Annotated in this window: 8 protein-coding genes; 1 reads left to right on the top strand and 7 read right to left on the bottom strand. The window is 72.4% G+C overall.

The window, feature by feature from the left end:
• Positions 1 to 147: 147 nt before the first annotated feature.
• Complete coding sequence (locus M1P99_RS26505) at positions 148 to 690, bottom strand: GNAT family N-acetyltransferase (RefSeq protein WP_304455312.1); 543 nt, start codon at positions 688 to 690, stop codon at positions 148 to 150.
• 315 nt (positions 691 to 1,005) lie between these two features.
• Here M1P99_RS26505 and M1P99_RS26500 point away from each other — a divergent pair, with 315 nt between their 5' ends.
• Positions 1,006 to 1,935 carry a LysR family transcriptional regulator gene (locus M1P99_RS26500; protein ID WP_304455311.1) on the top strand — a complete coding sequence of 310 codons (930 nt, stop codon included), beginning with the start codon at positions 1,006 to 1,008 and terminating at the stop codon, positions 1,933 to 1,935.
• Between the two features lie 88 nt (positions 1,936 to 2,023).
• On the opposite strand, the gene M1P99_RS26495 is transcribed toward M1P99_RS26500, so the two are convergent.
• The 6 genes from M1P99_RS26495 to M1P99_RS26470 all read right to left on the bottom strand — a co-directional run bounded on the left by M1P99_RS26495 (position 2,024) and on the right by M1P99_RS26470 (position 13,626).
• On the bottom strand, positions 2,024 to 5,344 hold the full coding sequence (locus M1P99_RS26495) for a right-handed parallel beta-helix repeat-containing protein (RefSeq protein ID WP_304455310.1): 3,321 nt from the start codon (positions 5,342 to 5,344) through the stop codon (positions 2,024 to 2,026).
• A gap of 93 nt (positions 5,345 to 5,437) precedes the next feature.
• A complete protein-coding gene (locus M1P99_RS26490; RefSeq protein WP_304455309.1) occupies positions 5,438 to 7,150 on the bottom strand; it encodes a hypothetical protein in 1,713 nt (570 codons plus the stop codon).
• Between the two features lie 49 nt (positions 7,151 to 7,199).
• Entirely contained in the window at positions 7,200 to 7,571 is a 372-nt protein-coding gene (locus tag M1P99_RS26485; RefSeq protein WP_304455308.1) for a hypothetical protein, read from the bottom strand.
• Positions 7,572 to 7,619: 48 nt separating this feature from the next.
• Positions 7,620 to 7,898 carry a YbaB/EbfC family nucleoid-associated protein gene (locus M1P99_RS26480; RefSeq protein WP_304455307.1) on the bottom strand — a complete coding sequence of 93 codons (279 nt, stop codon included), beginning with the start codon at positions 7,896 to 7,898 and terminating at the stop codon, positions 7,620 to 7,622.
• Positions 7,843 to 11,139, bottom strand: a complete 3,297-nt coding sequence (locus M1P99_RS26475; RefSeq protein WP_304455306.1) for a hypothetical protein — start codon at positions 11,137 to 11,139, stop codon at positions 7,843 to 7,845. The genes M1P99_RS26480 and M1P99_RS26475 overlap by 56 nt, the downstream gene beginning before the upstream one ends.
• Before the next feature lie 60 nt (positions 11,140 to 11,199).
• Entirely contained in the window at positions 11,200 to 13,626 is a 2,427-nt protein-coding gene (locus M1P99_RS26470; protein WP_304455305.1) for a hypothetical protein, read from the bottom strand.
• Positions 13,627 to 13,664: the final 38 nt, after the last annotated feature.

The following is a 13,664-nucleotide window of genomic DNA, read 5'->3' as shown; positions in this document are numbered from 1 at the left end:
TGGAGGCCGCGCGTCGCGCGCCAGGGCGGGTGTCGCGGACACGGGCTCCGGGAGGCGCTCGGCGGGTCACCGCGGGACCGGTACCGCACACGCGGGCGCCCCCGCACCGAACGGTGCGGGGGCGCCGGGGGGATGTGCGCGGGAGCGTCAGTCCTGCGCGCCGAACCCGTCCACGCGGCAGACCATGGTGGTCACGAAGGGCCGGAAGCCCTCCTGCTCGAGGAAGCGGATGTCCTCGGCGCTGGTGGCCAGCGCGGAGAACTCGATGTCGCGGATGCCCATCGAGGCGATCTGGCGCCGCACCTCCTCCAGGAGCTTGGAACCCACTCCGGTGCCGGTGTACTCCGGGTCGATCGCGAAGGTCTGCACGACCGCGACGCGGTCACCGCGGTCCCAGCTGCCCTGGGCGTTCTCGCGGACGGTCACCATCGCGTACCCGGCCAGGTCGCCCTCCTTCTCGGCGAGGACGGCCATGGTGTCGGGGTCGGCCAGCCAGGCCATGTACTGGGCCCGGCGGCGCCGCCAGGACTCGTCCAGGCTGACGGCGCTGATGATGTCCGCGAGGTGGGGGGCGGTCACGGTGTGCTGCTCGTGGAGGGCGCCCCACAGGTCGGCCAGCTCGTCTACCTCGTGCGCGCCCAGGTAGCGAAAGCCAAGAACGCCGACGTCAGACGGTCGCGGTTTGGTCATCAGCGAAGTTTGCATTTTCTTCTCACCCGTTCCGCCAGCATGGGGTCATCACCCCCAGGAGTCCGATGAGCTCGGACCAGTGGTTGAGCTGTGATTCCGACTGTACGTTCCGGTACGGCCCAGAACATGCACGACACGACGAAAGAGATGGCCGAGATCCTCTTCGGAGAATTTCGTTGATTCTTTCCTGTGGTGGCGGGGCCGCGGGGTGCTGGCCGGCCGTGTTGGACGATGTGCACGGAATCACGCCACGAACTCGGTCGATCAGGCTGAAACACCCAAGAAACATGGGCGTTCTGCCATAAATTGGTGGACATGATCGACGTTCGGCGGTTGCAGCTCCTGCAGGCACTCGACCACCACCACACGGTGGCGGCCACGGCGGAGGCGCTCAACGTCACACCCTCGGCAGTCTCCCAGCAGCTCTCCGTCCTGGCCAAGGAGGCCGGGGTCCCCCTCGTGGAGCGCAAGGGCCGCCGCTTCCTGCTCACCGGGGCCGCCCGGGTCCTGCTGCAGCGGGCGCACGTCATCTTCGCGGAGATGGAGCGCGCCACCGCCGAGCTCGCCGAGTACGCAGGCGGCGACCGCGGCGTCATCCGCGTCGGCTCCTTCTCCACCGGCATCAGCGACCTGATCGCGCCCGCCCTGGCGCGGCTGCGCTCCAGCCACCCCGGATGGTCCTTCGAGGTCGTACAGGCCGAGCCCGAGGAGAGCACCGAGATGGTGCGCTCGGGCCGCCTGGACGTCGCCCTGACCATGTCCACCGCCGACCTGCCCGCGCACGGCGACCCGGACTTTCGCACCGACCCGGTGATGGTCGAACTCTTCGACGCGATCCTGCCCTACCAGCACCCGCTGGCCGCGCACACCTCCCTCGACCTGGCCGCGGACCTGGCCGACCAGGACTGGATCATGTCCGCCCCCGGCACCGCCTGGCACTCCTGCGTGACCGCCGCGTGCAACCAGGCCGGATTCCAGCCGCGCGTGGTCCACACCGTGGACGACTTCAGCGCCGTCTTCGCCCTCGTCCAGGCGGGACTGGGCGTGGCGCTCATGCCCCGGCTCGCCTGGACCGGGCTGAACACGCCGCAGATCGTGGTGCGGGGAGTCCGCGAGACCGCGCGCCGCCACATCGTGTCCCTGTGCCGGGCCGGAGCCAGCCCCGAACCGCTGCTCACCGCCGTGCGCGAGGCCGCCAGCAAGGTGCCCGTGCCCTCGGTCGGGCCCTTCGCCATCGCGGGCTGACCCACGCCCGGCCGGTCGTCGCGGGCGGCGGCCGTACCCGGTGCCCGTCCGGGCACGGCCGCCCCGGTGCTCCCCCTGCCCGGGCCGGTCACAGGGCCGGGACGTCCTCCGGCCGGAGCGCCGTGAAGTCCTCGCGCGTGGCCCCCGCCCCGGCACCCACCAGCCGGCCGGCCTGGCGCGTGATCATCCGCTCCAGCACCTGGCGCGCGTAGCGGGCGTTGCCGAAGTTCGCGTCGCGCGTCACCCCCGCGAAGTGCTCGGCGAGCGCGGTGAGCGTGTCCCGCCCGCACGCGTAGCCCGAGTCCGCCGCCATTCGCTCCACGATCGTGACCAGTTCGGCGTCGGAGTAGTCGGGGAACTCCACCCGGTGGTTGAACCGGGAGGCCAGGCCCGGGTTGGAGTCCAGGAAGCGCTGCATCTCCCGCGTGTAGCCGGCGACGATGACCACGACCTCCTCGCGGTGGTCCTCCATCAGCTTGACCAGCGTGTCGATCGCCTCCTGGCCGAAGTCCGACCCGCCGGCGCCCCGGGGCGAGAGGGCGTAGGCCTCGTCGACGAACAGCACGCCGCCCTTGGCCCGCTCGAACACCTCCGCCGTCATCTGCGCGGTGTGGCCGACGTAGCGCCCCACGAGGTCGGAGCGGGCCGTCTCCACGACCTGTCCGCCGGGCAGCACGCCCAGCGTGTGCAGGAGCCGCCCGTACAGCCGCGCCACGGTCGTCTTACCCGTGCCGGGAGGACCCGCGAACACCAGGTGGTGGCTCATCGGGGCCACGGGCAGACCCATGCTCCGGCGCTGCTCGGACATCACCAGCAGGTTGGCCAGGTCGTTCACCGTGTCCTTGACCTCGCTCAGGCCGATCATCGCGTCCAGCTCCGCGCGCAGCGCCGCCACGTCGTCGGCCGAGGTGGAGGGCTCCGCCGCCGCCTCGATCTCCGGACCGAGGTCGACCGGCAGCAGCCGCGCCATCTCGGCCGGGTCGTCCGGGGCGTCCCCGCCCAGCCGGTAGGCCTGCCGGTCGATCATCGTCTCGAAGACCCTGCGCGCCTCGCGGCCGTTGCCGAAGGCCGGACCCTTGGGTACCTGGTCGAAGTGGGCCCGCAGCACCCCCGTCGTGGACTCGTCCATCAGGTAGCTGTGCGCCTCGCACATCCGGCGCACGATCTCCACGAGCTCGTCCACCGCGTAGTTCTCGAACTCGATCGTCTTGCTGAACCGGGAGGCCAGACCCGGGTTGGCCGACAGGAAGCCCTCCATGTCGGCGGTGTAGCCGGCGACGATGACCACGACCTCGTCGCGGTGGTCCTCCATCAGCTTGACCAGCGTGTCGATGGCCTCCCGGCCGAAGTCGGGGCCGCTTCCGCCGCCCTCCTTGCCGCCGGAGAGGGTGTAGGCCTCGTCGACGAACAGCACGCCGCCCTTGGCCCGCTCGAACACCTCGGTGGTCTTGATGGCCGTGCCGCCGACGTACTGCGACACCAGGTCGGCACGGGCCACCTCGACCACGTGCCCGTACCGCAGCACGTCGAGTTCGGCCAGGATCTGTCCGTACAGCCGCGCCACAGTGGTCTTGCCCGTGCCGGGCGCGCCGCCGAAGACCAGGTGGCGGCTCATCGGCGGTGTGGGCAGGCCCATCTCGGCCCGCCGCTTGGCCATCTGGTTGCGCTTGATGAGCGTCTTGACCTCGTGTTTGACGTTGCCCAGACCCACGAGCGCGTCCAGTTCGGCCAGCGGACCGCCGGATTCCACGGCCTCCTCGGCCTCCGGGTCCGCGGCGGCCCGCGACTCCGGAGCGGGCAGGGCCGCCCCCGCCTGCTCTCCGAAGGCGTCGGGAGCGCCGTTGCCGTGGCTCAGCAGCTCCTGGGCCCGGACCCGCTCGCTCGGCACGGTCTGACGCAGGCCCGAGCGTGTGTTGTCGCGCACCGAGCAGTCCTCGAGCAGGACGTCCTCGCGGGAGTGCACCAGAACGCCGTCGCCCTTGTTGCCGAAGACCTCGCACCGGCGCAGCACCGCGGTCGCTCCCGAGGCGACGAGCACGCCGTTGCGCCGGCCGTCGTAGACCCGGGAGCGCAGCACCGACAGCGCGCCCCCGTTCTGCACCGAGATCCCGTCGCCCGTGCACGCCGAGACGTCGCAGTCGCGCAGCTCGGCCCGGGCGCCCGTGCCCACGGTGAGACCGGTGTCGCGGCTCTCGCTGATCTGCAGCCCGCTCAGCAGCGGGCGCGAGCTCCCCGTGACCGAGACCGCGGCCTTGCCGGTCCGCTCCAGGGTCACGTCGTCGAGGCGCCCGTGGCCCTCGCCCAGGAACTCCACGCCCTGGCCGCGGGTGTCGGTGACGGCGACTCCGCGCAGGAAGGGCGCGCAGTCCTCGATGACCACCCCGGGCCCCGTGCTGCCCGTGAGCAGTCCCCGGTCGAACTCGACCGTGCTCCCGTCGCCGAGCCGCACCCCGCCGCCGCCCCGCACGGTGAGGCCGACGAACGTGGTGGCCGCCCGCTCGACGGCCCGCACCGACTCGCCCCCGGCGTCGGTGACCTCGCACTCGGCGAACCGGCCCCGCGCCCGGCCGGACAGGTCGATGCCCGCCCCAGCCGAACGGGCCACCGTGACGCGGGACAACTGCGGGTCGGAGCCGCTCTGCACGGCCACGCCCCGCCCGCCCACGTCCTCGATGACGCAGTCCTCGACCACGGGTCGGGCACGGCTGGAGACGGTCAGCCCGTCACCTCCGGTCCGGTGCACCCGGGTGCCCCGCACACTCGTGGCCGCGTCCTCCTCCAGGGCGATCGCGGGCTTGGCGGTGTCAGTGACCTCGCAGCCCTCGACCACCCCGGCCGCCTGGCCGCTGGCGAAGACCCCGTTGCCGCCGGTGCCCCGCAGCACACAGGAGCGGACGGTCGGGCGGCCCCGTTCGCCGATGACCAGCGCGCTCGTGCCCACGTCCTCGACCACGCAGTCCTCGATCACGCTCGACTCGGGGGAGGTGACCACCACGCCCGCCCCCGCAGTGCACGTCACCCGGCTCCCGCGCATCGCGAGCGCGCCGGTGTTGCGCACCGACACCGCCGTCCAGGCGTTGCCGTCGACCTCGCAGTCGGCCATCTCCACCTGTCCGGCCGGGATGTCGACGGCGGGGTGGTCCTTGTCCCTGCCCCGCAGGATGAGGCCGGAGAGCTTCACCGCCTCAGCACCGGAGACGACCGCGCTCTTGGCGTCCGAGCTGATCTCCACGCTGCCGCGGCCGTCGCGGGCCACCAGGGTGACCACCTTGAGCAGGATGAGGCTCTCCGCGTACCGCCCCGGCGCGATGCTGATGAGGGCTCCGCCCCGGGCCGCCTTGACCGCGTCGGTGATCGTCCTGTGCGCGTCCGGTCCCTCCGGTGCGACGGTGAGCAGTTGCCTGGCCATCGGTGACTTCCTCTTCTCGGATACCGGCCCCCGGGTGGCGGCCTGGTGGGGCGGGTCGGACCGCGGCGGCGGCCCGACCCGGTGTCGGTGCGGTCAGGAGCAGGTCGTGCGCACGGCCGAGGCGGCGACGTGGGCACTGGTGTGGTCCTGGTCGGCGAGCGGGTCCGTGCCGACGTTGGTGAGCTGGACGGTGAACTCCTCCGTCGGCGAGGTGAAACCGGTGACCTGGACCCAGGCGCCGCGCACGTCCGCCTGGGTCACCCCGAACACGGCGATCGCGTCGCCCTCGGGGCTGGAACCGGAGAAGATCTGGTAGACGGCCTCGGTCCCGGTGACCCAGAGCGGGCTCTCGTCGTCGGGCACGTGGACGTAGATCTCGCAGCGCGCGTCCGGGTAGCCGGGCGAGAACGACCAGAACGCGTACTGCCCGTCGCCGTGGTCAGGGCTACCGGAGACCGGGATCGCCTCGTAGCCGCCGTCGCACCCCTCCAGGGCGTAGCCGCCAAGGCGGGTGGCCCAGCTCGCGGTCCCCTGGGCGCTGTCCCAGCGGTTGACGCGGTCGTAGGAGGCTCCGGTGGACGCCAGGCAGCCGGGGCCGGCGAGCGCGGAGAACGGCGCGCGGGCGGTTCCGCCCGCGGCGGCGGTGGCGTCCTCCAGGATGGAACCGCCGCCCGTGTCGGCCCCGGCGCCGGGGCCGGCGCCCTCGGAGACCGTGCCCTCCTGACCGGTGGGGCCGCCGGGGGACTCCCCGGACGGTGGGCCGTCCTGCCCGCTCTGCCGGTCGCCCGTTGCGGTGCCCTGTTCCGTAGGAGGGGGCTGGTCCGCCTGTCCGTCCGATCCGGTACCGGATCCGTTCCCGGCCTCCGGGACGGTGCCGGGATCCTCCGCGGTGGCCGCGTCCGTCTCCGCGTCCGCGCCGGTCCCTGTGCCCGCCTCCGCGTCGGTGTCCGTCCCCGTGTCCGTCTCGGCACCAGTGCCCGCGTCCGCACCCGAATCCGCGTCGGTCGGGCCTTCGCCGCCGGCGTCCGCGTCGGTCCGGCCTCCCGCGTCGCGCCCCGCGTCCGCTCCCGCACCGGCTCCGGTCTCCTCGGGTCGGCCGGAACGGTCCGGTCCGGCCGAGTCGCCGTGGGCTTCGGACGTGTCGGTGCCGGCCCCGGTGTCGGCCCGGCCGTCGTCGGCCGCGGGCGGCGCGGCGGCGTCGGCCTCGCGGGGGAGTGCCTCGGGTATGTAGCCCGTCTCCTCACCGCCCTGGCCACCGGTCGTCCCGGTGCCGGGGCCCGCGCCCGCGTCGGTGGTGCCCGACCCGGACGAGCCCGCACCCGCGCTTTCGGCCGCGGAGCCGTCCGCCGACGCCTCAGCCGTGCCGGAGACCGCGCCATCGGCCGCGTTCTGGCCGGTCAGCCCCCCGGCCGAGATCGGGACGGACTGCAGGGTCAGTTCCTGGGTCCCGGCCACGAAGGCGAAGGGGGCGACCACGAGCAGAAGCCCGGCGATGGCCGCACCGGCCAGGGCGGGCTTGCCCGGCCGGTCCAGCGCGGGTTCGGCCGCGGCGGCCTCCGCGGTCGTCCCCTCGGTGACCAGGGAGTGCAGCGCGGCCCGGTGCGGAGGACGGTCCGGCGGCTCCGGGAGGGCATCGGGCACAGCGGATGCGGCCGGGGAAGCGGCCTGAGCGCCGGGCCGCGCCGCGGCAGGGGCCGCGTCAGGGGCACCGGTTCCTGCCGTGCCGGACAGGGCCGCCTGGAAGTCGGCGGCCGACACGGGGCCGGGCACGGCGGTCCCGTCGCGTCCCTGGGCAGCGTCGCTCATCGGGGATCCTTTCGGCGTGGCCGCACCGGCGCGGCGGCGATGCGGGGTCTCATCTGCGCCCCTGCGGGCCGCTCTGGGAGTCCGGGTCGCCCACGGTGGCGATCTCCTCGTTCACGTCCTCGGTCCCGCCGAGGTTCCTTGCCGTTGCGAGGAGGTTGTCGGCGGTGTCCCGGGTCGCCTTGACCAGAGCGTCCAGATAGAGGGCGAAGTTCTGCTCCATGGGGACGAAGACCTTGTCGTAGTCCTTCGCGAAGTCGTCGCCCTTGAGGGTCTTGTCGCCCCAGGGCGTGCCCAGGGGTTCCCTCGCCGCCACGAAGTCCTGTTTGAGCCTGCTGGTGAACTCGGCGGCCTCGTGGACGTTGGCGCTTCTGTGGGCCACACCCTCGGGTGAGGCGGAAAGATGGTCGTTGTCGTTCGGCACGGGTGCTGGCGCCTTTCAACCGAAGGGGTGGGGGAGGGATCGGTCCGGTCATTCCGGGGGGAGGGGCACGCCCATGCGCTCGAACATGGCGCGGGTGTCGAACCGGCCGTTCATCGCCTCGTTCGCGTCCAGACCCTCCGGCATGAAGGGCTTGTACAGCTCGGCGACGCGGTCGGACATCTTCTTCCGGGCGCGCGTGATCACGTCCAGAACCGCGTCCGCGAGTTCGGCGGGGGCCATCTCCCGGTAGTTCTGGTTGTAGAACTTCAGCTCAACGAGTTCCCCCTTCCCGTTCACCTTCGCTCCCACCAGCCTGTTCTTTGCCACGGCCTCCTCGGTTGCCGACTCCAGGCTTTCGCTTGCGCGATCGACCTCCGCCAGCGTCCTGTGAAGACGTGCCAACTCCTGTTCCGTCTCCTCCGGCATCCATGAGGTCATGGCGCACGGCTCCCTTCTTCGGCCCGCCTGGCACGGGCCGTCCGAGTACTGACTGCTTGTCGTTGCCGGTCGTCCCCCAGACGCGTTCGTCCTCGGAGAGCCACGTCGAGCGCTGGCGTTCCCGGTCGCCGCCCTGGCCGCCCGCCCCTCCCATGCCGCCGCCCATCATCGGCGGCATCATCGGCGGCATGCCGGTCTGGGCGGCGGATCCGGCCGCGCCCGCGGGTCCGCCGCCGGTCACGGCCGGTCCTGTGCCCGCTGACCCGACGGGGCCCAGGCCCGCGGTACCGCCGGGCCCTGCCCCCGCCTGCGCCTGGGGACCGCCCGCCGGGGCATCGAAGAGTGAGGAGCGGTCGGTCGTCCGGGGGTCCCCGCCTCCCGGGCCGTTCGTCCCGAGGCCGCCGTCCGGGCCGGAGCCGCCGTAGTTGAGACCGACGGGATCGGGACTCTGCAACGGCGGGATCTCGTAGGCGGGCCCGTCGGTGCCCGGACCGCCGTCGAACCCCCCGGTGATCGGTTCACCCGTGACGGGGTCGATCGGGAAGTTCAGGCCGAGGTCCGGTTCGACGGGATAGGGCTCCCCCGTGATCGGGTTGAGCGGGACGGAGGACCCGTCACCCGAGGGGTAGTCGGTGGACAGGCCCGGATCGGTCGGGCCACCGCTGCCGGTACCCGGGAGGTCGGTGAAGTCCTGCGGGGTGAGGGCTTGGCCGGTGACGGGGTCGATGGGCAGGGCCTGGCCGGTGTCGGGGTCGTAGTTGATCGGTAGGCCGGTGTCGGGGCTGTAGGGGAGTCCGGTGTCGGGGTCGACGGGGAAGGGCTGACCCGTGTCCGGGTTGATGGGCAGCCCCGTGGCCGGGTCGGATTCCAGCCGGGTGGCCTCCTGGCCGGGTGGGACGGGTTCTCCGGTGACGGGGTCGATGGGCAGGGCCTGGCCGGTGTCGGGGTCGTAGTTGATGGGCAGCCCGGTGTCGGGGTTGTAGGGGAGTCCGGTGTCGGGGTCGACGGGGAAGGGCTGACCCGTGTCCGGGTTGATGGGCAGCCCCGTGGCCGGGTCGGATTCCAGCCGGGTGGCCTCCTGGCCGGGTGGGACGGGTTCTCCGGTGACGGGGTCGATGGGCAGGGCCTGGCCGGTGTCGGGGTCGTAGTTGATGGGCAGCCCGGTGTCGGGGTTGTAGGGGAGTCCGGTGTCGGGGTCGACGGGGAAGGGCTGACCCGTCTCGGGGTCGATCGGTAGCCCCGTGGCCGGGTCGGTCTCCAGCCGGGTGGCCTCCTGGCCGGGTGGGACGGGTTCTCCGGTGACGGGGTCGATGGGCAGGGCCTGGCCGGTGTCGGGGTCGTAGTTGATGGGCAGCCCGGTGTCGGGGTTGTAGGGGAGTCCGGTGTCGGGGTCGACGGGGAAGGGCTGACCCGTGTCCGGGTCGATGGGCAGCCCCGTGGCCGGATCGAGGTCCAGGCCGCTGGACCCCGGGAAGTTCGTCCCCTGCCCCGACGGTCGCTGACGGGAGCCGCCGTCGGACCCCGTTCCCGCACCCGGCCCGTTCAGCAGGGGAGGAGGTACGAACCCGTTCCCCTGTCCGTCGCCGCCGGTACCGAAATCGGTATCCGACGGGGGAGGGACGGGGGCGCCCTGCCCGTTCGGCGGGCCGAATCCGGGGCCGTCGCCCGTACCGTCGCCGAAGGGATTCCCGAGTCCGTCGCCCCCGGCGCCGAAGTTGGTGTTCAGCGGCGGGCCGGAGCCCTCCGTACCCGGTGGGCCGTCGCCGAACAGGTTGTCGTTGCCGCCGCCCGTCTCGAAGTTGGTGTTCAGCGGGGGAGGTACGTACTCCTCGTTCCCACCCCCGGGACCGTCCCCGCCGCCGAACGGCTCCTCCATCCAGTCGGGGGTTCCGTCACCGTCGCTGTCGGTCCCGCCTTCGGGTCCGGGGCCGGGGCCGCCCTCGGGTCCGCCGCCTCCTGGGCCGTCGTCGCCGTAGAGGTCCTTCAACCAGTCGGGGACCTCGCCGTCGCCTCCACCGCCGGGGCCCTCGTCCTCGTAGAGGTCCTCCAGCCAGTCGGGGACGCCGTCGTTGTCCGCGTCGCCGCCGGTCGGTCCCCCGTTGTCGCCGGGGCCCGCGGGCGGGTCGAAGCCCGGGGGCAGACCCCCCACTGGTTCGCGGATCGGCAGCAGCCTCGTCGCGGTGCTCTGGTAGTGGCTCGACATGGTCGTGTACAGGTCGCTCGCCGCGGTGAACACCGGGTCGTAGGCGTTCTTCCAACGCAGTTTCAGCTCGGCGTTGATGTTGTTGTCGGTGATCGAGTCGCCGACGATTCCGCGCACCGGCGGGTCAGCGTGGTAGAGGATGGAGAACTGTCCGCGATCGGAGTTCCACTCCTCCGAACCGGCGGCCAGGTTGAAGTACCAGTTGTCGATCGTCTGCTTGATCGTGGCGTTGGGGCTCTGCCAGGCCTGGTTGACCGCCGTGACCAACGCGTTGATATGGGACAGGAGCGGCCCCCGCAGGTCGTTGACCCCGTTGTGGAACCGGTCGAGCTGCACGCTCAGGTCCGCCAGGCGCTGGGCCAGGTCGTAGATGCGTGCGGCGAAGACCCCGGCGGCCGATCCGCGCATCGCGCTGTCCGGGACGTCGATCCCGGCGTAGGCCTTGAGCAGGCCGGCGTCCTTGTCGCCGACGTAGTCCTGGAGGAAGTCGTCCAGGGACGCGGCATTCACGGAGACGTCCCAGATCGTGGACTGGTCGTAGGTCGTCGACGCGTTGGCTCCCGACGCCATCGCCGCCACGTCGGTCAGGCTCTTGAGGGCTTTCTGGAACTTGGCCTCGGGGGAGTCGTCGCCGGTCCAGAGCTGGTCCTGCATCTTGTAGCCCGCGTAGTCCCACCCACCGTAGGACCCGTACGACCCGTAGTAGCCCCCCGAGTACGACGTGCCCCCGTCGTAGTAGCGCCACCACCGGTCGACGTCCTTGAAGTCGAAGCCCTTGATGAAGTGGTCGTCCTGCCAGAAGTGGTATCGGCCGAGGTCGAGCCAGGGCGGGTCCAGGATCGTGTCCACCGACGGCATGGGAGGGTGGGCTCCCTCCGACCCCTCGGCATCGGCGAAGATGTTCATGATCTCGTGGAACTCCGGCACTGGCTTGTCACTCCTCCTCTGTGTCGGTCAACGTGCACTCGCGGCCCGGACGCGGCCCGGTCAGTCCTCGTCCCCGTCTTCGCCTGTGTCCTCGTCCTCGTCCGGAACGGGTCCCCCGTACGGGTTTCCGCTGCCCCCGCCTCCGGAGCCCGCAGACACCGAGGGTTCGCCGAGGATCGACAGCAGCTCCTGTGCGGTGAGGTCCTGGTCGTCCTCGAGGTTGATGAACACGTTGAGGTTCTCGTGCAGCCGGTCGGAGACCACGATGAGTTCCGACTCCAGGTCCGCCATGATCCCGTGCAGTGTGGTCAGGGACGTGTCGATCTCGGTGGCCAGGGTGTCGGAGATGGGCAGGTGGGCGCCGTTCCCGATGAGGATGAAGTGGCCTTCGGGTTCCCCCGCGTAGGCGGAGAAACGGGTGACCTCTTGGCTCACCCTCTCCTGGAGGGGCAGGAGGAAGTCCTTGTGGAACTGCTTGACCCGCTCGAAGTCGATCGCGGTGACGTCGTCGCCTCCGCCGCCGGTCCCGTCTCCGTTTCCGCCCCCGTTGCCTCCCTCGTCGTCCTCCGTGCCCTCGCCTCCGCCTTCCCCGTCGCCCGGAGCCCCGTCGTCGCCTTCGGTGTTGCCGCTGTCCTCGCCGTCGCCTTCCGGGTCTCCGCTGCCCTCGTTCTCGCCTTCGCCCTCCTCCGCTTCCTCGTCGCCTCCGTTCCCGGGCTCCTCCTCGTTCTCCTCGTCCCCACCGCCGTTTCCCTCGCCTTCGTCCTCCTCCCCCGAGCCGTCGGACTGCACGGGCGGGTTCCCGGCCCCCTGCGCGGGCCACGGTCCGGTCGTGACCCCGGACGGGTTGAGCGTCGTGGGTTCAAGGCGGTGGAACTGCTGATCGTCCTCCAGAGCCCCGCCGACGAGTGGGTCGTCGGGGCCGTCGGTCGTGGCCGCGAAGTGCGGCACCTCCGTCCGCTCCCCGGTTCGGTCGCCGCCCCCCGATTCGTGCGCTACCGGCTCCTCGCCGGTTCCCCCGCCACCGGACGAGACCGGCCCCGCGGTGACGGGAACCGATTCGACCGGAGTGGGGGTGGAGGCGGGTTCGGGGGCCGGTTCGTTCCTGGGACCGCTGCCCACCGGCCCCTCGGTGACGGGGACCGACTCGACGGGGGCGAGGGAGATGTCCGAGCCCGGCAGAGCGTCGTCCCCGGAGCCGCTGGCCGGATCCTCCTCGGTGGACTTCACCGCCTCGTGTCCCGTGGCGGGCTGGGAGGGCTGCACGGGCGTGAGCGGCTGGCCTGGCTGGAACGGTGCCGGGGTCTGGGCGGGCTGGCGCCCGGTGGGGTCGGACGAGCCGGGGCTCCAGGGCTCGGGACGCCCGTCGGGGTGGTTCGCGGACCGGTCGTCTTCGCCCGGGCGGTCCCTGTCCCCGTCGGAGGGGCTCTCCCCGCCGGGTGTCCCGTCACCGGCGTGCGCCGGGTCGCTCTCGTCGCCGGTCGGGTCGCCGACGGGCTCCTCGATCGTGATGACCCCGGTCTCGGGGTCGATCCCGACCACGCCGTCCCCGGGGTCGACGGTGATCGTGTCGGTCTGCGGGTCGATCTCGATCCGCAGGTCGCCGGCCTCGATGGTGATGACGCCGGTCTCGGGGTCCACGGTGATCTCCGCGGATCCTTCGCTCTCCGTGCCCTCCTCGGGCGACTCCTCGACCTCCGGGGTGTCGTCGGACTCCTCGTCCGGGGTCTGGGTGAGGACGGTGATGGATCCGGTCTCCGGATCGATCGTGACCGTGGCGGAGCCGTCGCTCTCGCTGTCCTCGCCGTTCCGATCGTCCCCCTCGGTCCGGCCGTCGCCCTCCGACTCGGTGCCGGCCGCCATGGGCGACTCGCTTCGCGCCACCGCCGGTTCGGCCGGGACGGTGGGCCGCAGGGCGGCCAGGTGCTCCGCCGGGACCGACGCCTCGGTGCGAACCCGTGCGTCCTCGTTGAGGCGGGCGAACACCGTGTCCCCGGAACCGTCCGGAGGGGAGGAGACGTCGCCTTCGGCGGGCGTCTGGACGCGGACGCGCTCGGCCACCACGGGCGGCTCCGCCGGGGCGTCGCGCTCCAGGACCGCGGACGACTCGGTGGGCACGTCCGAACCCCCGGTCCGGAGGGTGATCCGGCCGGTGCCCTCGTCCACGTCGACCTCGGTCCCCGCCGGGTCGATGACCACGTGTTCCGTTCGCGGATCGACCGTGACCGAGCCGTGGCGCGAACCGTTGAGGATGCTGATCAGGCCCGTCGCCGGGTCGATGGTGAGCGGTCCGCCCCCACCGTGCGGCGCCGTGCCCTCGGGCCGTCCCTGAGCGGCCAGGCGGAAGGCCTCCTCCTCCGCCTGCGCGGGCTGCTCCTCCCCGGAGGTGTACAGGACGGCGTCCCGCACGACGGCCGCGTCCTCCTCCTGAGGCGGCACGGAGCCCAGGAGGGCGGCGCGGAAGTCCAGGGGTTCGGACGGCTCGGACACGGGGGCTCCTCGGGCGCGTGCTGTCAGCGGGCTCGTTC

Origin of the sequence: Nocardiopsis sp. YSL2 (assembly GCF_030555055.1) — a bacterium.
Classification (GTDB): Bacteria; Actinomycetota; Actinomycetes; order Streptosporangiales; family Streptosporangiaceae; genus Nocardiopsis.
The sequence above is the reverse complement of the archived record's forward strand: the minus strand, read 5'-3'. Positions and strand labels throughout refer to the sequence as shown.